Raw genomic sequence first — 22,464 nt, 5'->3', positions numbered from 1 at the left:
TCATTGATTTCAATTTATCTCTTATTAGGTTTTCAATTATACACAGTGTTTCATTAATGAATGAAACTGTGAATTCAAATATGCTGCTGTTTCATTCATAATTTTGATGCCTATTTCATCTACATGCCTATTTCTCCAATTTTCCAGTTCGGTCCCTTTGACCCATTGATTAAATGCACCCAGAGCCGGGCCACAGTGTACCTGATAATTTACTCTCTGGTCTTCATTTCCTTCCAGTGCAAGTTTGGTCGAATACCTGAAATACCACTTGAAAATCAGAGCCATTTTGTATTTCGGGCTTTTTTCTGCTTTTGAAATTTCATGAGGATATTTGTTTACAATTTCAGAATAAATATCTTCAAAGCTTTTCATAAAATATTTTTCCTGAAGCTGAGTCCTTGTCTTTAAGTCAATTTCTTCTAATGAATTATGTTGTCTGTACAAATCATATAATTTGTTTGCTCTTGCCGGAAAAAACAGTCCTTTTTTCAATACCTGAACTTTGGCTCCTATCTCAAACATATCTCCAGCCGGAGCATATTCAGTGTCCTGTACATTGGCTTTTTGAAGCAAATCCTTTACTGCACTGCTTGTTGCTGCCTCCACAGTACATTGATTAATAGAGCCTGTCAAAATAAAATCGGCATCCAGAATGAATGCTGCTGCCGCTGACTCAGGTGTCCCAATTCCACCAGCAGCACCTACCCTAATTTTTTTGTGAAATCCAAATTTCTCTTGCATTCTATCTCTTAATGTCGTAATTGCAGGCATCAACGTATATGCTACTCCTGAATCTGTATGCCCTCCTGAGTCTGCCTCAACACAAATATCGTCGGCCATGGCTGTTTCCGCCAACATATCTGCTTCTTCCTGGGATAGCTTCCTTTCCTCCAACAACTTTTTTACAATACGGTTGGGGGCAGGAGATAAAAAAGCCTCTGCTACTTCTGGCCTTGACACCTTTGCAATAATTCTGTTGGTAGCTATAACTTTTCCATTGGCTATGCGCTTCAAACCTTTGCCACGGTATTTTACCAAGGCAGGTGTTATTCCCAAAAAAGCAGCCGCTTCTATAATATTAATTCCATTATCTAAAATAATGTCGATTATTTTTTCTTCCATTTCATGATTTTCAGGATGGTGCAAAAAGTTTATTCCATATGCTTCATTTCTGGAAAGTTCACTTTTAATATACGAAATTGATTCTTGGATTTCAGGGATTTTTAATCCGCCTGTTCCCAGAAATCCCATCATTCCTGCCTTCCCCATCTTAACTACCATTTCCTTTGAGGAAATTCCACGATACATACCTCCTGCCAGATATGCATATTTAAGGTTATAATCCTTTTTAAATTCAGAATCTCCTAACGAGAAAGGCGTGATTCCCTCTGGTTCCACTGATGGAAAGTTTTTTGATTCAGTAATTGAATTGTTAATATCCGTATACTTTAAAGTCCCCTGGCTTTCCACTGCAGCATATGTTATACCGTATCTTCCTGATAGAACACTCTCTTTTTCATCATTTGGAATTTCTATGGGGTTAGCTTCCTTTTGTATTCTGGAGAATAAGCCTGTTAAAACCTTTCCTGCACCAATTTCATTAAATTCCAATTCTCCAAATCCAAGGAGATATCGAATACTTTCTGTCCATTTTACAGGGTGTGTAATTTGATTGACCATGTTTCTTTTGATTTCAGTTTTTATATATGGCCTTGCTGTAACATTTGAAATAACAGGAATCTTAGGTTCATTAAGGCTGATATCGCTTATAAAGTTTTCAAATTCAACTTTAGCTTTCTCCATATATCTGGAATGAAATGCTCCGCTTGTTTTAAGTGGTATATACATCTTAACATCAGGATGTGATTTAAAAATAGCTTCTGCCAAATCAATATCGGCTTTAAGACCTGAAATTACGATTTGATAGGGGCTATTAAGATTTGCTATATCAATTGTATGTAAATTATTCTGCTTTAAAACATCAAATACCTGTTCTTCACTTAATCCAATAACCGCAGCCATTCCGCCGCCAACTGCCATAGCCATCAGATTGCCTCTTTTTTGAACCAGTCTTAAACCTGTCTCAAAGTCGAATACATCTGCTGCAAACAATGCGTTATATTCTCCTAGACTGTGACCAAGTACAAAGTCCGGCTTTCTGCCAACTTCCTGAATTTTTTTCAAGTAGCTTAAGGCATTAACAACAAAAAGTGCCGGCTGAGTATATTGTGTCTGTCCTAAATTTGAGTCCGGATCCTCTAAACAAAGCTTCTTTATTGAATACCCTAAAATTTCGTCAGCTTGAGAAGTATAGTCCTTGAATTCGTCAAACAATATTCCTCCCATTCCTTTAGCCTGTGAACCCTGTCCTGGAAAAGAATATACAACCATATACCTGCCTCCTCATCATTATCCGGTGTTATCTATCGAAATCTTAGCTTTACAATATCAGGTGTAAAACTTTAACCTGAATAAACTGCCAATGCACCAACACGTCTTAAACTTATTTTTTAAAAACTACAGAGGTGTTGATACCCCCAAAGCCGAAGGAATTGCTTAATGCTACCTGTAATTCCGCCGGAGATGAAGTTTTTCCCACAAAACGAAATCCTATGTCCACCGGATTCTCAAGGTTTCTGTTGGGATGTACAAATCCCTGCTCCATTTGTAAAATCGTCGCAATACCTTCCACCACTCCTGCCGAATAAAGACAGTGGCCTGTAAGTCCTTTGGTAGAATTTATCCATATATTACCAGTGTGTTCTCTGAAAACCCGTCGGATGGCCTTCAGTTCGGTAATATCTCCCAAGGGAGTGGATGTACCATGTGCATTAATATAGGACACTTCAGATGCTTCTACATTTCCCTGAGCCATAGCGGATATCATAGTTCTAGCCTCCCCTTCTTCATTAGGATCCGAGAGTCGATTTCCGTCTAATGCAATGGCTCCTCCTAACATAAATGCATGTATTGATGCTCCTCGTGCAGAAGCACTATCATAAGCCTCCAGCAGTATGCATCCTCCGGCTTGACCATAGATAAAACCTTCATGATCCTTGTCAAAGGGACGGCAAGCCTTTTCTGGTTCCTCTGCAAAACCCTTTCCACCCATGCCTCCTAAATTGTAAAACCCTTGCAACTCCATAGGGGACAAATCTGCTAGTGCACCTACCACCAAACAGGCATCTACAATGCCGCTCTGTACCATACGGAATCCCTGAATCAATGCCACATTACCACTAGCTGAGGCTCCACCTGCTGTAAAGCCTTCTCCTTTGACTCCTAGTAATTGGCTCAGAACGCCCAAATGGTCTGTATCCATATAGTGAAGTGCATAGCTAGGCGTCAGATACTCAGGGGTATTGCGAAATTTATCATAATGACCATAAGTATAATTTTGGGAAAGGTTGCTTCCCGATACAACTATTCCAATTCTGTCACTTTTCAGCTGTTCCTGATACAGTCCGGAATTCTCCCATGCCTCCAAAGTAGCTAGAACTGAAGCCTGAATGGGTAGTGATGACCGCCGTGCAAACTGCCTGGCGTTTTTCACTGTTTCGGCAGGCAAAAGAGTATATTTTTCCAAGCCTGCTTCAAAGGAAAAGTTTTTAATTTGCCCACCAATGGTCACGGAAATTTCAGGTGCCGGCATATTTTCCAGCTTTTTAATACCATGTTTTCCTTCTTTGAGAGAGGCTGTAAATTCCGGGATACTGTTCCCAATGGAACTTACAATTCCCATGCCCGTAATCGCAACCATTCTTTTACTATCGCCCATTTATTTAACTCCCCATCTTCTTTTCATACAAAAGGTCTACGATTTCCCCAATGTTTTTCAGCATGCCAAATTCAACTAAAGGAATCTTTAGTTGAAGCCTTTCAATAGTATCCACAATGATATCCATACGGTCGATTGAATTTGCTCCAAGATTTTTTAAACTTTCCTCAATAGTAATGCTTTCTTCTGGTAAATCTGGAAGTATTTCTAGAATATTTTCCTTGATAATACAAAAAATCTCTTGTTTTGTCATGATTCTTCTTCCTTTCTGATTGCGATAATAGGAAATCAAAATCAGTTAAAGCTAAACTTAAACTGATAACATATATCTCGGTTATTAAATTATAAATATGGATGAATCTGATATACACTTCTTGTATCTTTTGAGAACTTTAAAAATCCCTGGAATTAATGCCGCATTACTGCTCCAAGGGCTTTGAGAAGGCCTTTTTTAAAGGTATGGATGTGTTTAACGGAGAATGCCTTTTTATACCTATTATGATAAAAAGCGAACTAATTAATTTACAGAATATCTATCGCAGATTGAGCAAATCCACGCTATTGGTACTAACAGCATCGCGACCAATGTAAATTTCTTCCAGATACACTGGAATACATAAAACAATTCATCTTAGTCATTTCCATTATTCACATGCTTTCCCTCAAAAATATACTGTCCCCAATTCTATTAAGTTCTGCAATATTATAACTGAAAATAGTTTCTTTTTTTATGAATCTATGCAATTTATATCAATATTTTACAATGTGTGTATAAGAACATTATATACTCAAATATATAATTTTACAATATTTATATTTATTACATTTTAGTATTAAAATTAATAAATTTGTTATTTTTTGTCTATAAATGATAAATAAAATTGGATTATGATGAAGAAGTAACATATACTTGTGCAAGGTAACATTAAGTTTACACAATTATCAAATTTAATGAGCTGCTTTATATACTGTTGGATAAACTCAAAAATCGTATACCCTAGAAAAGCCTCAATGCCACTTCTCTTAAGAGTATACGATTTTCACTAAATTTATATAACACAATAATTACTCAGCTTCGGGAACATCAAGCATAAGCATTTGTGGAGGTACTTCTTCGTTATAATCAAAAGGAAGACGTACACCGCAACACTCTGTACGTGGAATCCCCCAATCACAGAGTCTACCGTCCGGGTCATTAATGTATGCCATATTCTGACCGCTGCTACTGTCAGATTCACTTCCCCCATCGTCATCCAATTTGCCCTTGATACTATCTAGTAAGCCGCAAATTGTTTCATGGTCCTGCCCCGGAATAAGACTTTGCTTTTGCTACTCTTACATTAGTTACGTTCACCTCGTTTCAACCACCCACATTTATTATAAAGAAGTAGAGAGATTATGGCTTGATTTTACTTGCTGTTTGAGCAGGAAATTTGTTAATAGTCCCAAGTAAGTATTGCTTAATTAATGAAAAATCCAGTGCTGTTATTTGCTGGTCTCCATCAACATCAGCAGCAAGCTTGCCTTTTGAATCAGGACAATCAGAAATCTGGCCCAGCAAATACCGTTTTACTAATGAATAATCTAATGCGTCAATCATGCCATTTCCGTCAACATCACCAAACTCTATATTTGTATCAGTGGAGCTTGCTTGTACTTTTAGTACCACTACACCATGTGACGGTACATTGGCTGTATACCCAGTGTTAAAGGTACCGCAGTCCTTATGCTCCCAAAGATCACGAACTGTGACAGGACCATCGGCAAGCTGTATATCACTCCAATTAACTGTGATATCTGCCGAAGTGGCTCCTCTATTTAAGAGTGCAACCGCCTTGGTAGTACCATCTGTCCCTAGAGGTTTACACCATACTTCAAGTTCTCCTGAAGAACTTACCTTAGTGCCTTGCACTCCTGCGGCATCTTGGTCAATAGCAATGACTTCTTTGTTGGTAAGAATTTCTTTGGTAGCAGGTGTCATATTTCTAAGATCATTTCCGGCAATAAGTGGAGCTGCCATCATACACCACATGCTGAAATGCGCTTTGTATTCTGTGTCTGTCATATTACCATTACCAACCTCCAACATATCTGGGTCGTTCCAATGCCCAGGACCTGCGTAAGCGGCTGATTTAGAGTTTTCGTCAATATTCCTTATAATGCTTCCCCAACTGTCACTTATATCCCCCGTGGTTCTCCAAGAATTACCGCAATCTACCATCCACGGACCTGCAAAATACCAGCAACATATGCTGTAAAAAATAGGCCTCCCTGTCTTCAAAAGAGCATCCCTCATTTTTTCGTAGCCTGCCTGCAAATTGCTGTCTGAAGCGCAGTTATCATATTTTAAATAGTCCACGCCCCATTCAGCAAAAGTTTTTGCATCTTGCTCCTCATATCCCTGACTTCCACTTTGGGGAATATTGCAGCAAGTGGTTACTCCCCTGTCACCATATATTCCAAATTTTAATCCTTTTGAATGAATATAATCTGCCAAAGCCTTCATTCCGCTCGGAAAACGTTTGGGGTCTGGAATAAGTTTTCCATTAGCGTCACGTGCAGGGTTTGCCATCCAATTGTCATCAAGATTTACATACTCATAGCCTGCATCCTTCATTCCTGTTGTAACCATAGCATCTGCAATTTCTTTAATTTTATCTTCGTTGATGTCACCCCCAAATATATTCCAGCTGTTCCAACCCATTGGGGGAGTCAATCCCAGACCGTTGTTCAGGGCCATTACTTGATTGAAATTTAAGACAGATGCCGGAAATGGTGAGATAAACACCATTGTTAAAATTGCCAAGGCTATAAGGCGTTTGATTTTTTTCATTATAATAACCTCCAAAAAATTAATAGTGAGACACAAACTAGAACAACGTTAACTGAGTATGTATGTTTGTTATGCTGGGACTTTATCTATAATAAATATCATTTTACCATAACTTATTTATCTTGGTAAAACCAACTAAACTTTAGATATCATGAGAGTATTCCCTTTTAAATTGTCTTGATTGACATTGTATCACGATGATATAATATAACGGAAAAAAATAGTATAAATATATATATTTCTTAAAAATGTAAAGTCATTTCATATGGCCGTATTTAATTGTAAATCAATCTTACTAAACATCGACTCTATTTCTCGTCTTTCTCTGTGTGGTGTATTGGACACACGCACAGCGAAATATAAATCATGCAAGTAATGACCGGGATTGTAATTGAATCAAAGGTTATACACTGCTATATCATATGGAGAGGAGGCAAACCAAAGCTCATTTCTATGTGAGCGGTATCGTTCACATCTTATTTCCAACTATTTAACCTTATATTTAAAGGAGGATTATCATGTTTAGAAACACCAATAAAAGAATTCTTGCTTTTGTTATTGTTGTTGCAATGTTAATGTATTTCATTCCAACAATGACTTTCGCAGTAGAAGAGGATAGCTCTCATCTCATTACCAATCAGGCTAAAAAGCCTTCAACTGCAGGCGCCCTTCAACTTCTAAACAAGAACGGAGTTAAAACATTATGCGACAAAGATGGGAACCCTATACAGCTTCGTGGTATGAGTACCCACGGTCTTCAGTGGTTTCCTGAAATAATTAACAATAATGCCTTTGCGGCTCTCTCCAAGGATTGGGGCAGCAATGTTATCCGTTTAGCAATGTACGTTGCTGAAGGCGGATATTCAAAAGACCCTGAAATAATTAAGAAAAGAGTAATTGATGGAATTGATTTAGCCATTGCAAATGATATGTACGTTATTGTAGACTGGCATGTACTTACACCAGGTGACCCAAATGCAGATGTATATAAGGGTGCAATGGATTTCTTCAAGGAAATATCCCAAAAGTACCCCAATAATCCTCATATAATATATGAATTGGCTAATGAGCCAAGCCCCAACGATCCGGGTGTTACCAACGACGCAGCAGGTTGGGCAAAAGTAAAAAGTTACGCAGAACCTATAATAAAAATACTTCGTGACAGCGGTAATAAGAATCTTATAATCGTTGGAAGTCCAAACTGGAGCCAGCGCCCTGATTTGGCTGCTGAAAATCCAATAAACGACAACAATACAGCATATTCATTTCACTTTTATAGTGGAACGCATAAAACTTCAACTGATAGCACCGACAGAGGCAATATAATGAGTAATGCAAGATACGCTCTTGAACATGGTGTAGCAGTTTTTTGCTCTGAATGGGGAACTAGTGAAGCAAGCGGAAACAACGGACCATACTTGAAAGAAGCAGATGAGTGGCTTGAATTTCTCAATGCCAACAATATCAGTTGGATTAACTGGTCTCTTACAAATAAGAATGAAACATCAGGATCGTTTATACCTTTCATATCCGGCAAATCAGATGCCACAAACCTGAATCCCGGAGATGATCAGGTTTGGTCATTAAAAGAACTGAGTGTATCCGGAGAATATGCCCGTGCCAGAATAAAAGGTATAAAATACGAACCTATTGAGCGTTCCGAAAAAGAAGAGTTTACAACAAATGTATGGGATTTCAATGATGGAACGACTCAAGGCTTCGGTATAAATGGTGACAGTCCGATTAAAGCTGACAGTATCACCCTTGCAAATGAAAAAAATGCTCTTAAAATCACCGGCTTAAATAACAGCAATGATCTTACAGAAGGAAACTACTGGGCAAATGTTCGTCTTTCAGCTGATGGTACAAGCAATAAACCTAACATTTTTGGTGCAGAAAAACTAACAATGGATGTTATTACAGCTGCTCCTGCCACAGTATCAATAGCTGCCATTCCACAGAGTTCAACCCATGGTTGGGCGAATCCTACACGTGCCATTGCTGTAAAACCAGCTGACTTTGTAAAACAAGAAGATGGTACATATAAAGCAGTATTAACAATAACACCGGCTGATTCACCGAATTTTGATTCTATAGCAAAAGACAGCAAAGATAGTACAATGACTAATATTATTTTGTTTGTTGGTGCGGATACAGATGTTATTTCACTTGATAATATAACTGTATCAGGAAACCGTGCTGTGGTAGAAGCACCTGTTGAACATGCTCCAATAGGAAAGGCAACTCTTCCTTCAACCTTTGAAGATTCAACCCGACAGGGATGGGCTTGGGATGCTACCTCAGGAGTTCAGAGTGCCTTGACAATAAAAGATGCCAACGAATCAAAAGCCATTTCATGGGAAGTTAAATACCCTGAAGTCAAGCCAGTAGACGGATGGGCCTCAGCACCTCGTATAATGCTTGGTAATGTAAATACAACTCGTGGGAATAACAAATATCTTACATTTGATTTTTATCTGAAGCCTACACAGGCAAGCAAGGGTTCTCTTACAATAAGTCTGGCTTTTGCTCCACCAAGCCTTGGTTTCTGGGCGCAGGCAACAGGTGATGTAAATATACCTTTATCAAGTTTAAGCAAAATGAAAAAAACCACAGATGGGTTATACCACTTCCAGGTAAAATACGATTTGGATAAAATAAATGACGGAAAAGTACTTACTGCCAATACTGTCCTCCGTGATATTACAATTGTTGTTGCAGACGGTAACAGTGATTTTGCCGGTACTATGTACTTGGATAATATCAGGTTTGAAAATGACAGCAAAACTGAACTTAATAATTCCATAACAATGTTGGTATCAAAAGGTATCATCAATAACGCAGATGTTAAAAAAATCAATTTTAATAGTAGCATTTCAAGAGGCGAGTTTTTAATGTGGCTTGTTAAAACTTTAGATTTGAATGCAAAATTTAGCTCAAATTTCAGCGATGTTAATAAAAAAGGCAGCTACTATAATTCAGTGGGTATTGCCAAAGCACTTGGTATTACTAGCGGCGTCGGAAATAATAAATTCAATCCTAATAAGGCAATAAGCCGCGAAGATATGTTGGTATTAACCTATAAAGCTCTGAAAATAGTAAATAAAAATTTGGCTAAAGGTAATGCTAACGATTTAAAACAATTTACTGATGCTTCAAAGGTTTCAAAAAATGCTGTTGAAAGTGTAGCCACTATTGTAAAGAACGGATTTTATTCAGGTGATGCAAAAAAACTGAATCCAAAAGCATCTGTTGCAAAGTCTGAGGCTGCATTAATGCTTTATAAAATATACTCTAGTTTACATAAGTAAAATATTGGATTAATTTACTTATAAAAAATCTTCCGTACGTTTGTTCGGAAGATTTTTTTTTGTATGAAATAGTATTAAATAAGCAATTGATTTTTAATTTACTTCCGATGCTTTAGTTTTCAATTATTTTACCATTTTGCATCATAAAGTATCTGTTTGCGGCAGTTGGAATTTGTCTGTCGTGAGTAACGATAATTATCGCAGTGCCGCCTTTGTTTATCTCTTCAAAAAGCCGCAAGATTGAGTCGGCGTTTTCGGGGTCAAGGTCGCTTGTAGGTTCGTCTGCAATCAGTATCTTGGGATTTGATATCAAACTTCTTGCTATTGCCACACGTCTTGCCTCCCCACCTGATAAATTACGAGGCCTTTCATTTAACAGATGTGATATGCCGACTTTTTTAAGAAGTTCTACGATATTCACTCCTTTAATCCCCGATAACTTTGATGGCAAAGTTATATTTTCGATTACAGATAAATTGTATAAAAGCGTATTTCCTTGCGGAATATATCCGATTTCAGAACAGCGAAGATAAGCAAGCTTATCTTCAGACAATTGTGTTAAATCTTTACCGTCAAAAATAATTTCTCCGCTGTCTGGTTTCAAAATTCCTGTAAGTAAAGAAAGTAAAGTGCTTTTTCCACTTCCGGAATGACCAGTAATGACTGCAAAATCCGTCTTATATAGTTCAATGTCTACTCTGTCAACTGCAAAAAATTCCTCGCCACGTCGAGTATATGATTTTGCTAAATTATTCGTTTTAAGAAAGCTCATAAACTATTTCACCGCCTTTAGTTGCTGTCTTTTATATTGTTTAATACTTCCATCTTAGAAATTTTTACAGTCGAAAATAATACCGCAATTGTCCCAGCCATGACTCCTGAAATAATCGCCCCGAATATAAGAGTCACTGCCGATAATCCGGATGGAGGAAGATATGCTGCTGAAAGAGATTTTTCAATAAGCTTATTATACAACGAAACACCGAAAACTGCTGTTGATGCGCCAATAACTGCGCCTGTGAGTGAAAGAATCAGACCTTCAGAAATCATAATCTGAATAAGAACATTGTTTTTTGCGCCAACTGCCCGAAGTATTCCAAATTCACGTTTCCGTTCGTTAAGTACAACAGTCCATATAATTACAAGTGCAAACACGGCAAAAAGCCAAATCCCAACCGAGATAACAGTTAAAGTACTTTTCACAAGTCCCAGGTTTTTTGATGTACTTGAAATTAACGCTTTATTCGTTATGGTTTTAATGCTCTCACGACGAAAGTGCTCATTTATATTTTTTTGTACATCCACTATATTGTAATCATCGGAAATATTAGCCATAACAGTCGAAACAACATCTTTTACGCCTTTGCCCTTTGGTAATGGTGACGATTCCTTGTAATGCTGATATTCATCAAGCAATGTCTGTGCCGTATCAAGGGTTACAAATACGCAGTTATCAAACCCCATACCCGTTTTTCCAAGATTTGCAACAACTTCGTATTCTTTTGAAAACAAGAGCATTTTCTCCCCGACAGTGCGCTTGATGTTTGCACCTACTACGATTTGTCCATATTTGGGAGTGAAAATATTAGAATTGCTCAACCAAGGCTTAATAACAAAATCCGTTTCCGGGTCATATCCGATTATTTGTACGAGTGCCGCACAGTGTTCACTATTAAATGTTGAAATAAATATTTGAGGCGTGCTATCTTTAATTCCGTCAATTTGTGGCAACTCCTCTGCTACTGTGTTAGAAATATAAAACGTAGACGGTTTGCCTGAAAGCAATACACCCTCAAAATCATTTTCAACTTGAACAGGAACAAGCATAATATCTGCACCGAGTCTTTCTGTGATGCTGTCAATACCGTTTTGCAAGCCAATTTTAAACCATAGCCCCACTGTTATTATAAAAACTGCAAAAGCGGTTAGCAATAATATCCCTACACTTCTAAAACTTCTTTCTTTAATGTTACAGATTGAAATTTTCCAAACAATCATAAAATTTCAACCTTTTTATGAATACTTTTTATCTTAGAAAGTATCTGAACAATAGATAGTAAGCTTATAAGTACGCCAAGTACAATCAAAGTAGGCTCTGTTATTTCACGACAAGCCATAGTTTCCATTTCGCAGTATCCATTGAATTTAGGGATAATAATAACCAAAACTCCTCCCAAAAATAACAATCCGCTTGCTAACAAGTTGACCTTTTTGCTTTTAACAAATAATGTTCCAAGTGCAATTGCTGCAAGAATTGTGCCGAGTACAGTCACACTGACACAAGTCTTATAACACAGCATATGAGTTCCCATATGCATACCAGTGGTTTCTTTTAAGTGATACACTCCTTGAGGAAGTACAGCCGTTACCGCTCCTAAAAATGATGTCACTACCAATAGTACTTTTGCTCTGGTTTTAAGTTTAGTCATTTTACCCATTCTCCTTAATTCTCAATATTTGCAAATCAAAATGCGATTGTTCGAATGTTCATATCCTGTAATCGCCCTCTATCGATTCTATAAGCCCATATTCTATCAGAATTTCCTCAAGGCGTTCCTGAGTCATAGGCGTGGGAATAGTGAATTTTTCATTCTCGTCTATGGCTTTTGCAAGTTGTCGATATTCTTTTGCCTGATTTGCTTTGGGGTTGTATTCGATTACTGTTTTGCGGTTAATTTCAGCTCTCTGAACAACGTTGTCACGTGGGATAAAATGTATAAGCTGTGTGTTTAGTTCTTTGCTGAACGCACGAAGCAAGTCAATCTCCCGGTCTACATTACGGCTGTTACAGATAATACCTCCAAGGCGAACACTACTTGTTTTGGCATATTTGGCAATACCTTTTGAGATATTGTTTGCCGCATATAACGCCATCATTTCTCCGCTTGCAACAATATAGATTTCTTTTGCTTTGCCCTCACGGATAGGCATAGCAAAACCACCACAGACAACATCGCCGAGAACATCATAAAATACATAATCCAAATCATCCGTATATGCACCAAGCTGTTCAAGAAGTCCAATAGACGTTATGATTCCGCGCCCTGCACAACCCACGCCAGGTTCAGGTCCGCCGCTTTCAACACACTTTATGCCAAGAAAACCCTCTCTAAGAATATTATCAAGCTCTACTTCCTCACCTGTCTCACGAAGAGTATCTAGAACGGTTTTTTGTGATAGTTTACCAAGAAGCAAACGTGTACTGTCAGCTTTTGGGTCACATCCCACAACCATAATTTTCTTTCCCGCTTCCGCAAGCCCTGCCGTAAGATTTTGTGTTGTAGTAGATTTACCGATACCACCTTTACCGTAAATTGCTACTTGTCTGAGTCCCATAAATTAAACCTCCATATATTCATTAACTGTGTGAAAATGTATTTTCAAAGCTTACTTCACGTAAGTAAATTGTTCACGAATATTAAATTTCATTTTGTCGCTCATAAATATCTACTCCTCTCCCATTCTCCGATATGCTTTAAGTTTTCCGAAAGTATAAGCACAGTATCTTTTTTCCACGGCAAAATTCGAATTGTTTTAAAATCGGGATATAAGAATGCATCGAGTGCCCCCTTACTAAAACCTGCTCTGCCGTCTTCTGCAAAATAATTAGACTGGACATCCCATCGCTCTTTATGTAATTCATATATTCACCATAAAAAATTATTTTACTTCAAACTGATGTGTAACAATATCACTGACTTTTATTTCACCCTCTTTTAGAGTACCTGATTTTACAAGGTCGTCAATCCAGGGTTTGATGCTATCTTCGGGGATTTGGGTGTTTTCGGAATAGTAATGATTTCCTTTTACTTCCTGACCTATAAAATCCCCCGTAAGCTTTGCGGTTTCTTCCTTATTTGCGTTCGCCCAAACTTGAGCCTTTTTCAAAGCGTTGACAAAGGACTGAACCTTGTCAGGGTGTTTTGCAATAAAGTCATCTGAAAAGAAATAGAGATATGTTCCCGTTGCTTCACCGAGTCCAGCATCCCAGCTATCGTCAATTTTATGAAGGCCAGCTTCTTTAGCTGCATCAAAGAACGGAGGATGAACACCAATTATATCAACCTGTCCCAGCTTGAGTGCCTCTATTTTTGATGTGTCCGCATCCATACCTATCCACTCAAAATTAGAACGCGGTACATTGTATTTATCAAATATTGTTTCAAGTATGAAAGATTCACAAGTATTGACCCAACCGGCTGATTTGAGCTTTGTGCCACTCTTGTATTTCTTTAGGTCAGCAATAGTCCTTACGCCTGCATTCCAAGCGTCGTCATTAACGAAATACCACATATGCAGTAATCTGTGTTCGGTATCACCTATTTTATCAGGGTCAGGTTCGATGATAGAACGCCCCACAGCCTTTACTTTGGCACCACCTTGTACCCAAAGTGCAAGCTGATTTGGATGAGTGTCATGGAAATCATTTACTCCTGTAACAATGGACGTGAGTATTTCGCTGTCTGGAATTTCACCTGTCCATACCAGTTCAAGTCCTTCTTCTGCAAAGAATCCCTTTTTAATCGCCACGATATACGGAGCAAGTGTGCAGTCTTTGCGAGTTGCGGTTTTAATGGGGAAAAGTTCCTCTTTTTTGCTTGAAACATTTGCGTTTGTCTGCGTATTCCTTGCTTTTTCATCATTTCCGCAAGATGCAAGTGAAATGACTACCACAAACGACAGAAGCAGTGTGATTATTGTTTTGTTTTTCATAACAATCCTCCCTTTTTAATAATTTTATGTTAACGTAGGTAAGTACCTTTTCTCCTCATCAATTTATTAAACTTGCTTTTTGCTTCCAATCAAAAAGTTTTTCACCAATTAAATCAAGTATTTTTGTAAGAACTATGCCTATGATTGCTGTAATGATTATACCGGAGTAAATATTCGGCAGATTATATGCTTTTTTTGATTCCATTATGAATCCGCCAAGTCCTGGGAATAGATTTGAGGAGCTTATCATCTCAACAGATACAACAAATAAAAACGACATTTGCACTCCGAGTTTAAAACCAATGTATAGCTCTGGAAGCGATGCGGGAAGTATAACCTTTAACAACAGCACCACCCTATTTGTTCCCATAGCTTTTGCCCCTTTTATAATCTCCTTATCGACGTTTTCAATGCCCGCAAGGGTATGAAAGGCAATTTGCCAAACCACTACCCAAAACACAATAGCTGCTTTACTTTCATCACCTATACCGAAAAACAGCATAAACAACGGAAACAACGCAAGGGGATTAAGTTTTTCAAACAAATGCAATAGCGGCATTATATATTCTTTTGCAAATTTTAAATAAGTGGCAAGTGATACGCCAATAAATATTCCGACAGTCGCTGATATGGTAAAGCCCTTCAGTCCTCTTTTTACAGTAAGAAACAATGTCTTTTGCCAAAAGTCAGGTTGCTGTATATTTATCAGAATCCGTTTTAGTACATCAAGAGGTGCGGGCAGAATACCATTATCAATTGCACCTGTTACGATAGCTATATGCCAAACAACAAATAAAACAATTGTGAGAAAACTTGCAGAAATGAGATTTTTAAGTCTATCCATCTCTACATCACCTCCTTGGATTCCCAACGTACCGACCATTCCTGTAACTTATCAAGAAGGGTTGCTACAATTATGCCGATTATGGCTATGAGTAATATTCCAACATACATTCGGGGAATGTTGTAATTCTTTTCAGCATTATGTACAAGCCACCCAAGTCCGCTGTCCGCGCCGAGTTCTTCCACTGCAATAAGTACCGTAAATCCGAAAGTAACCGAAGTTTTAATTCCTGTAAGTATTCGTCCGAAACACCCAGGAAGTATTACCGCAAAGAACATTTTAATCCCGTTTGTTCCCATGGCTTTTGCGGCCTTAATCAATATCGGGTCAAAGTTGGTTACGCTTATCATAGTTGAAAATAGTGCCGGAAACACAACACACCAAAATATAATCACAATCTTGCTTGTTTCACCAGTTTTAAAAAGAATAATGAATATAGGCATAAGCGTGAATGCGTTTATAAGCGAGAGGTTTGTCAAAAAAGGCGTTACAAAACCTGCTACTTTAGGAAGCTTTGTCGCAAGTATAAACCCAAGGGGCAGTGCGACCAGTACTGCTATCACAATCCCTAAAGCAAGTCTGAAAACGCTGTAATATATGTGCTCCCAGAACATATTCAGCTGTATCATCTTCGCCATTTCTTTGATTACAGTAGAAAACGCAGGGACAAACTGCGTATCAATCCAGTTCTGACTTGCCGCAAGCTCCCAAAACCCGAAGAAGAGGATTACAAATATAAAACCCACAAATTTTTTCATATTCTATAATCCCCCTCATTCAGAATATCTTCGTCTTCAGGCTTGTTATGGAGAAGCTTCCAAAACAGCTGAACATAATCCCGAAATACATTTGTACCACGTATGTCTGAGTTACGGGGGCGGGTAAGTTCTATGTTTTTTATGGCTTTTATTGTCCCGGGGTTTTCAGTTAGGACAATTACCCTGTCCGAAAGGATAACTGCCTCTTCAATACTGTGTGTGACAAAGATAATAGTCTTCTTAGTTTGTTCCCAAATGTTTAAAAGTTCGTCCTGCAAGATTTCTCTTGTTTGTGCGTCAACTGCCGCGAACGGTTCGTCCATAAGCAGTATGTCCGGATTATATGCCAGCGAGCGCGCAATAGCCACACGTTGCTTCATTCCGCCAGAAAGCTCATAGGGGTATCTGTCCGCAAAGCTTTCTAGGTGAATGAGTGACAAATATTTATCAGTTATCTCTTTACGCTCTTTTTTAGGTACTTTTTTTAATTCAAGACCATATTCAATATTTCTTCGCACAGTCCTCCAAGGAAACAGCCCATAGCTTTGCATGACAAACCCTACATCAAGAGATGGCTTTTCAACCTTCTTATCGTCAATTAGCACTTCTCCTTTTTCGGGTTTAATTAGTCCCGCAATCACGTCAAGCAATGTTGACTTTCCGCAACCAGAAGGACCAAGTATTGTGATAAATTCTCCCTCTTCTACTGTAATATTAATATTCTCCAGTGCGGTAAATTTTTGTTTTTTACCGTTATCTTTGATTATATAAGATGTTTTAAGTTCGTTAACAATAAGTTTTTTAGCCATATAGATTCCTCATTCTTCTTACGGCTGACCGCCTACCGACGCCGTATATATTGTTTCAATTAACGATAACGCTCCTCGATATCCCACATAGCTTTTATTTATAACAAGTCTGTCTGTTATCGGCGTCCCAATGCGGATAAGCTGTGCCTTTCGTTTAGCCGCAACGTCTGCCTCCCAGGATGTACCGAATATGAATGGCATTGCAGAGCCAAAATCTACCTTTTCAATCTCCTGTTCGATAATATAACCGTCCTCGATAAAGTCTACATCAACGCTTACACCGTCCGTGAGGTTTTTATACAATTCTTGTAAATGTACACGATGTTTTGCAGGCGTGTTGTCAGTAATAATTGCTTTTAGGGGTATAAGCCCCAATTGATCGGCAAGGAATTTTGTTATTGCGATGTTATATGCAGCATCTGATACAATAGCAAATTTTGACGGCAGTCCGAACCAGAATTCCGCAAAAAATTCTGCAAAGTGTTCAAGGTAGTAATAGTAAATCTGTGCTTCTTTGGCAATGAAATTGTTAGCCTTAGCCACTTGTGTCTTGCCTGCTTTTGTAAATTTCAGAACATTATGTATAAATTCAGTGGTTGCCTCTTCGCCGATAGGTATGACAGGATAATGTAGATAAGGTGTGTTGTATTTCTTTTCAAGGTGCTCAGCGATTCTAAGTCCTACCCAAGGTGACAGAACAATATTATACTCCGCTTTGGGAATGGTTTTCCATTCTGAAATCCCGCCGCTGTCAATTCCGAAAAGTATATTGACGGTATACCCCGCCCCCTCTAAAATACGCTTTATCTCTGTATAATCACCACGCCAAAATGTATTAAAGTATGGAACCTCCGTAAATACATTGATTAGTTTTTTTTGCTTCGGCTCGTCTTTTCCATAATCCCCCACAAACTGGTCAATAATATCAATAACAACTTGTTCATGTCCATAGAGATTATTTCCCTTAAATCCAGCTACGTCCGAATGTATTACAGGTTTTCCCTTTTCGGCATATTTTCTCGTAACGCTTTCAACGTCGTCGCCAATAAGCTCGCTAACACAACCTGACAGCACAACGAACAAATCGCCGTCAATAATGCGGAGTGTAGATTTCACAAGATCATCAAGTTTTTTTGCGGCTCCAAATACCACATCCTTTTCACCGATATTTACGGAGGGAATAGCACCACCACCACCATATCCCGCACCCTGATAACCGTTTTCACCCGAAAGCATTGTGTATTGTTTATCCACGCAACCGGGAGAACAGTTTATAATAGGGATAGCCCTGTTGATTGCAAGAACGGTATATGCCGCACCGATTGAACAACCGTAACGTGGGTGGACTATTGAGTTTGTTTGTTTAGCCATTATGCTATAACCTCCTTAATTACGGTTTTTTTCTTTGTGGTTTCTACAACAGGCTCGGGTTCATCAAGTATTTCGGGGTGCTTTGCAAGTATAAACTGATCGGGCTGATTAAGCCACCATTCAGTATATGGCAATTTAACATGGCGTTTTAATACATTGTTGAATTTCTTGCGAGCCAAAATATCAAGTAATGCGTTACCTGTACGAACAATTCCCTCATACCCAAGCGGGAAATGTTCATCGCCCATGGCAAATGACGGTATCCCGAGCTTTGCAGCAACAGGAGCAAGACCGTTATGTCTTATAATAATAAAATCGGGGTTAACACGTTTTAAAAGTCCGGCAAACTGAAATTGCTGTGTTTTACTTACGGTAAAATAGTCTATATCACCGCTTGCATCTATTAAATGCTGCAAAGTTTCCTGTTCAGGATAACCTGCGTCATAAGTCGGGTCATGGTGGAAAACGATAGAACCGTTCACATCCACACCAAGGTCACGGACAACTTCAATCATAGCATGTGCGAATGATGAGCCTGTTGAAACGAAACCCCTTACCGTTTTACCTCCGTTAAATTCTTTAAGCTTTATTTTGAGTTTTTCAATTTCAGGCAGCCATTTTTCGTGCTGTTCTTTGATATAGTCCTCTATTTGCCCATCTTTGCCAACTGTCCGAGCAACCGCTCTGAGCCAATCGTCCGTGCCTTTAATGCCGTATGGTTGAGGTCCTTTTATTTGCGGTATACCATATTCTTCTTCAAGTGCAGTGGCCATATATGAACCGAGAGTATGGCAGAATGTTGCTGTAGCTGCCGCTTCGGAAGTTTGCTGTAATTCTTCAAAGCTAGCCATGTCTATTATATAATTCACTCTCAGTCCGAGAGGCTTTAACATATCCGTAAAATAATCCGTCCCCCAAAGTGCAACTATGTTTATTAAGTCCGGTTGCCGGACAGGGTTTTTATTCGCTATCTGTCTGACAATGCCATGCTGTGAAATATCGAAACCTGTTGACCAGTGTTTGCTTCTGAAGCCTTCGCAGTAAAGTGGAACGACGGGTATACCAATTTCTTCTTCAAGCTCGCTTGCAATTGCACCTATATCTTCACCGATAATAGCGGTGGAGCAGGACATTGATATAAATATTGCTTTCGGTGCGTACCTATTAAATGCATCTCGTATGGATTGCCGCAACTTATCACTTGCTCCAAACACCATATCTTTTTCAAGCAAATTTGTGCTGAAAATGCGTATGCTTTCCACAGGTTTATGACGACGAATGAGACCTATTTTGAAACCCAGATCAAATCGGGGATGATTGGCGGAACAGCCTATTGGGGAGTGTTCAATTAAAATGCAATCTGTAAGATTCCCGATTTGACATGCGACAATGGCATTATTACACATCGTCTGCTGATTGAACGGCATATTTAGTTCATTTATGCGACAACCTCCGCCTTTTTTATTACCAGCACAACCACTGCAACCGTTTCTGGAAATTTCACGACTTTCATTTTGTTCTTGCGAAAGTCTGGAAAGTTCACTTGCCTTTCCATCCCATGATACAATAGAACCGAGTCTTGCTTCGCGATTTTCAACATTCGCAAGACGTAAGTTTACTTTGGACATTTTATACCTCCATCTTATTTAAAATTGAAAAACAAGAATAGATTTAGCCTATTAGTCAAATCAAATATCACTGCGGTTATTATAGAATAAAAGGCTTTTCATATCCAATACATGAAAATGATACGCGCCTATAGAATGAATCTATAGGCGCGTATCGGTTTCTTTGCCATTGGCAATAAGAAATTTTTTGATTTCTTCAATATACTGACTTCCCATGTGACTGAGAATGGTGTTTTTTCTGATGATATAACCGATTTCCATTACACTATTTGGATTTAAATCATCATCCTCAAAAGGAACTGTAGTAAAATCGGTGCCGTTGAGTTCTTCGCAGATTATGCCGGAGCACAGCGTATAACCGTTCAACCCAATCATCAGATTCAGCATAGTTGCCCGGTCGCATGCCTTGATGGTCCGCGGATATTCGTTGGTACTCAGTATTTCTTCGGTAAAATAAAAAGAACTGTTATCCCCCTGCTCAAAGGATAGACAAGGATATTCGGCAAGCTGGGAAAAATGGATGGAACTTTCCTTTGCCAGCGGATGACCCTTCCACAAATAGACATAAGCCTTGCAATCAACCAGCTTATGAAATTCAAGATTATTAGTAGAGAGCAATCTCCTAATGATTTTTTGGTTAAAATCGCTCAGGTATAGAATCCCTATCTCGCTTTTGTGCGTACTGACGTCGTTTATAACGTCCTTTGTTTTCGTCTCCCGTATGGCGAACTCATATTTAGAGGTGTCAAAGGATTTTACCATTTCCACAAATGCCTTTACCGCAAAGGAATAGTGTTGTGTGGAAACACCGAATTTTCTTTTCAGATTTCCGTTTTTCCCATACTTTTCAAGCAACGACTCATATTGACTATAAATCTGGCGGGCGTAAAGTAAGAATTCTGCGCCGTCACTAGTCAGGCTCACCCCTTTACCGCTCCTGTGGAAAATTGTAATGCCGATTTCCTTTTCAAGTTCTTTGACGGTACTTGTAAGCGAAGGCTGTGACACATAAAGAAACTCCGCCGCCTTGTTCAGCGAGCCTGTTTCGGAAATAGTAATAACGTAGCGTAATTGCTGTAAAGTCATAAATCCTTCCCCCATTTATTTGCCATAAAATGGTGGTTGAACCCCCCACCTAGCGTAATATATATCTAATTAATATGAATTCTGGCATAATTAAATTGCTGTGCGACTTTCTCCATATCGATTGCGTACCAGTAGGATTCAGATGCGTTTCAATAATCAATGGGAAAATTCCAACGTTAAATTTTTGCACACAAGTTTTTTTGGCTCAAAATCCAAATCCATATAAAACATATGTGACTAGTATGCATTATTATAGTAAACAGTCCACTTACTGTCAATACTTAATTGGTAATAATATGAAAATTTTGGCTTGCCATTTCTCCATTCCTTTTCCGATAAACTCCAACATACTCAACAGGCTAAAGCCCAAAAAAACCGACTAAGATGCTACATCAGCACCCCAATCGGCAGTCAAATTCGTTTAATAATTCTAAAATATCAAAACTTTATTTTCAAATCCATATCCTCTATAGATATTTCTGGATGATGATATTGCCCTCTTTTATTCAACATTTTTCCACCCCGAACAGCTTTTTTAGGGCACCAATGAAAACAAGCTAAACAGCTTGAACAATCCTTTTTCCAATGTGGCCTTTTATTTATAATTTTTATATTATTTAGTGGGCATACATTTTCGCATATTCCACAACCAACACACTGATATGTATATGAAACATTTTTAGGATTTAAATATAAATGCTTTCCCAAGAGTTCACAAATGCTACTTTCTATACGAGTCTTAAGGTTATCTTTACCTTCAATTTTAATTATACTTCTATTATTAATTTTAGCAGAAATTTCAGTTACTTTAGCCTTATAAGTGTTCAGCCTTTCAACTTCTAAGTTGTGTGGAGTTACAAGTGCATTTCCAGGCATATTAATAAGAAATACTGAAGACAATGATTGTCCTTTTTTATTTATACATTTATTTAATTCACTCAAGCTTATACCAGGAGTTCCATTGCAGGTTGCAATAGCAAAAATATATGGATTAGTTTTAAATATTAATTTTTTTATAAAGGACTTAACTAAATCAGGAACATTCATAAAATGAACTGGAAATGCAAATCCTACTACATCTGCATTTATTTGAACAGATTCTTCATTTCTATATATTGATAATGGAATTATACATGCTTTATCATTCAAACTGTTATTAAGTTCTCTTGCTATTGCCAAAGAATTTCCAGTTCCAGAAAAATAAAAAATTCTTGACCTCATACTAGCACCTCTTATTATAATTTTAAATAATTATAAATCTTGTACTTAGGTACAAAGTCAAGCATATTTTTATTTTTCTAAATTATTAATAAATGCATTACATAATGGACAT

At 38.2% G+C, this 22,464-nt stretch carries 17 protein-coding genes and 1 pseudogene; 1 reads left to right on the top strand and 17 read right to left on the bottom strand.

Translation table 11 applies throughout. The features are described from left to right. Positions 1–36: 36 nt before the first annotated feature. From fabD to K412_RS0118700, 5 genes and pseudogenes are all read right to left on the bottom strand, one after another. Positions 37–2,391, bottom strand: coding sequence for an ACP S-malonyltransferase (fabD, locus tag K412_RS0118720; RefSeq protein WP_024834506.1), 2,355 nt, complete (start codon positions 2,389–2,391; stop codon positions 37–39). Between the two features lie 112 nt (positions 2,392–2,503). Next, positions 2,504–3,778, bottom strand: coding sequence for a beta-ketoacyl synthase N-terminal-like domain-containing protein (locus K412_RS0118715; protein WP_024834505.1), 1,275 nt, complete (start codon positions 3,776–3,778; stop codon positions 2,504–2,506). Positions 3,779–3,782: 4 nt separating this feature from the next. Next, positions 3,783–4,031, bottom strand: coding sequence for an acyl carrier protein (locus tag K412_RS0118710; protein ID WP_024834504.1), 249 nt, complete (start codon positions 4,029–4,031; stop codon positions 3,783–3,785). Positions 4,032–4,846: 815 nt separating this feature from the next. Continuing rightward, positions 4,847–5,107: pseudogene (locus K412_RS0118705) on the bottom strand (AraC family transcriptional regulator); the annotation flags it as partial. Between the two features lie 67 nt (positions 5,108–5,174). Then, a complete protein-coding gene (locus K412_RS0118700; RefSeq protein ID WP_024834502.1) occupies positions 5,175–6,611 on the bottom strand; it encodes a dockerin type I domain-containing protein in 1,437 nt (478 codons plus the stop codon). A gap of 518 nt (positions 6,612–7,129) precedes the next feature. Here K412_RS0118700 and K412_RS0118695 point away from each other — a divergent pair. Continuing rightward, on the top strand, positions 7,130–9,922 hold the full coding sequence (locus tag K412_RS0118695; protein WP_024834501.1) for a carbohydrate-binding domain-containing protein: 2,793 nt from the start codon (positions 7,130–7,132) through the stop codon (positions 9,920–9,922). Positions 9,923–10,034: 112 nt separating this feature from the next. On the opposite strand, the gene K412_RS0118690 is transcribed toward K412_RS0118695, so the two are convergent. The 12 genes from K412_RS0118690 to K412_RS0118635 all read right to left on the bottom strand — a co-directional run bounded on the left by K412_RS0118690 (position 10,035) and on the right by K412_RS0118635 (position 22,352). Beyond that, positions 10,035–10,694, bottom strand: coding sequence for an ABC transporter ATP-binding protein (locus K412_RS0118690; RefSeq protein ID WP_024834500.1), 660 nt, complete (start codon positions 10,692–10,694; stop codon positions 10,035–10,037). 17 nt (positions 10,695–10,711) lie between these two features. Beyond that, positions 10,712–11,920 carry an ABC transporter permease gene (locus K412_RS0118685; RefSeq protein WP_024834499.1) on the bottom strand — a complete coding sequence of 403 codons (1,209 nt, stop codon included), beginning with the start codon at positions 11,918–11,920 and terminating at the stop codon, positions 10,712–10,714. Next, positions 11,917–12,351 (bottom strand): DUF4418 family protein, encoded by a 435-nt coding sequence (locus K412_RS0118680; protein ID WP_024834498.1) that lies wholly within the window; start codon positions 12,349–12,351, stop codon positions 11,917–11,919. Before K412_RS0118680 ends, K412_RS0118685 begins: the two co-directional genes overlap by 4 nt. A 58-nt stretch (positions 12,352–12,409) precedes the next feature. Continuing rightward, a complete protein-coding gene (nifH, locus tag K412_RS0118675) occupies positions 12,410–13,258 on the bottom strand; it encodes a nitrogenase iron protein (RefSeq protein WP_024834497.1) in 849 nt (282 codons plus the stop codon). Positions 13,259–13,582: 324 nt separating this feature from the next. Beyond that, on the bottom strand, positions 13,583–14,635 hold the full coding sequence (locus K412_RS0118670) for an ABC transporter substrate-binding protein (protein ID WP_024834496.1): 1,053 nt from the start codon (positions 14,633–14,635) through the stop codon (positions 13,583–13,585). 58 nt (positions 14,636–14,693) lie between these two features. Further along, positions 14,694–15,479 carry an ABC transporter permease gene (locus K412_RS0118665; protein WP_051461067.1) on the bottom strand — a complete coding sequence of 262 codons (786 nt, stop codon included), beginning with the start codon at positions 15,477–15,479 and terminating at the stop codon, positions 14,694–14,696. Positions 15,480–15,481: 2 nt separating this feature from the next. Beyond that, positions 15,482–16,237: an ABC transporter permease gene (locus K412_RS0118660; protein ID WP_024834494.1), complete on the bottom strand. Its 756-nt coding sequence runs from the start codon at positions 16,235–16,237 to the stop codon at positions 15,482–15,484. Continuing rightward, positions 16,234–17,046, bottom strand: coding sequence for an ABC transporter ATP-binding protein (locus K412_RS0118655; protein WP_024834493.1), 813 nt, complete (start codon positions 17,044–17,046; stop codon positions 16,234–16,236). Before K412_RS0118655 ends, K412_RS0118660 begins: the two co-directional genes overlap by 4 nt. 18 nt (positions 17,047–17,064) lie before the next feature. Further along, positions 17,065–18,417 (bottom strand): nitrogenase component 1, encoded by a 1,353-nt coding sequence (locus tag K412_RS0118650; protein ID WP_024834492.1) that lies wholly within the window; start codon positions 18,415–18,417, stop codon positions 17,065–17,067. After that, entirely contained in the window at positions 18,417–20,045 is a 1,629-nt protein-coding gene (locus K412_RS0118645; RefSeq protein ID WP_024834491.1) for a nitrogenase component 1, read from the bottom strand. The genes K412_RS0118650 and K412_RS0118645 overlap by 1 nt, the downstream gene beginning before the upstream one ends. A 141-nt stretch (positions 20,046–20,186) precedes the next feature. Then, complete coding sequence (locus K412_RS0118640) at positions 20,187–21,131, bottom strand: LysR family transcriptional regulator (RefSeq protein WP_024834490.1); 945 nt, start codon at positions 21,129–21,131, stop codon at positions 20,187–20,189. A gap of 438 nt (positions 21,132–21,569) precedes the next feature. Then, a complete protein-coding gene (locus K412_RS0118635) occupies positions 21,570–22,352 on the bottom strand; it encodes an EFR1 family ferrodoxin (RefSeq protein ID WP_024834489.1) in 783 nt (260 codons plus the stop codon). Positions 22,353–22,464: the final 112 nt, after the last annotated feature.

Origin of the sequence: Ruminiclostridium josui JCM 17888 (assembly GCF_000526495.1) — a bacterium.
GTDB lineage: Bacteria > Bacillota > Clostridia > Acetivibrionales > DSM-1351 > Ruminiclostridium > Ruminiclostridium josui.
Note: the sequence above shows the minus strand (reverse complement) of the source record. Positions and strands in the feature narration are given on the sequence as shown.

Bases quoted from the DNA above. Each gene is read 5' to 3' on its own strand.
- fabD (WP_024834506.1), bottom strand. From the start codon at position 2,391: ATGGTTGTATATTCTTTTCCAGGACAGGGTTCACAGGCTAAAGGAATG.
- K412_RS0118715 (WP_024834505.1), bottom strand. From the start codon at position 3,778: ATGGGCGATAGTAAAAGAATGGTTGCGATTACGGGCATGGGAATTGTA.
- K412_RS0118710 (WP_024834504.1), bottom strand. From the start codon at position 4,031: ATGACAAAACAAGAGATTTTTTGTATTATCAAGGAAAATATTCTAGAA.
- K412_RS0118700 (WP_024834502.1), bottom strand. From the start codon at position 6,611: ATGAAAAAAATCAAACGCCTTATAGCCTTGGCAATTTTAACAATGGTG.
- K412_RS0118695 (WP_024834501.1), top strand. From the start codon at position 7,130: ATGTTTAGAAACACCAATAAAAGAATTCTTGCTTTTGTTATTGTTGTT.
- K412_RS0118690 (WP_024834500.1), bottom strand. From the start codon at position 10,694: ATGAGCTTTCTTAAAACGAATAATTTAGCAAAATCATATACTCGACGT.
- K412_RS0118685 (WP_024834499.1), bottom strand. From the start codon at position 11,920: ATGATTGTTTGGAAAATTTCAATCTGTAACATTAAAGAAAGAAGTTTT.
- K412_RS0118680 (WP_024834498.1), bottom strand. From the start codon at position 12,351: ATGACTAAACTTAAAACCAGAGCAAAAGTACTATTGGTAGTGACATCA.
- nifH (WP_024834497.1), bottom strand. From the start codon at position 13,258: ATGGGACTCAGACAAGTAGCAATTTACGGTAAAGGTGGTATCGGTAAA.
- K412_RS0118670 (WP_024834496.1), bottom strand. From the start codon at position 14,635: ATGAAAAACAAAACAATAATCACACTGCTTCTGTCGTTTGTGGTAGTC.
- K412_RS0118665 (WP_051461067.1), bottom strand. From the start codon at position 15,479: ATGGATAGACTTAAAAATCTCATTTCTGCAAGTTTTCTCACAATTGTT.
- K412_RS0118660 (WP_024834494.1), bottom strand. From the start codon at position 16,237: ATGAAAAAATTTGTGGGTTTTATATTTGTAATCCTCTTCTTCGGGTTT.
- K412_RS0118655 (WP_024834493.1), bottom strand. From the start codon at position 17,046: ATGGCTAAAAAACTTATTGTTAACGAACTTAAAACATCTTATATAATC.
- K412_RS0118650 (WP_024834492.1), bottom strand. From the start codon at position 18,417: ATGGCTAAACAAACAAACTCAATAGTCCACCCACGTTACGGTTGTTCA.
- K412_RS0118645 (WP_024834491.1), bottom strand. From the start codon at position 20,045: ATGTCCAAAGTAAACTTACGTCTTGCGAATGTTGAAAATCGCGAAGCA.
- K412_RS0118640 (WP_024834490.1), bottom strand. From the start codon at position 21,131: ATGACTTTACAGCAATTACGCTACGTTATTACTATTTCCGAAACAGGC.
- K412_RS0118635 (WP_024834489.1), bottom strand. From the start codon at position 22,352: ATGAGGTCAAGAATTTTTTATTTTTCTGGAACTGGAAATTCTTTGGCA.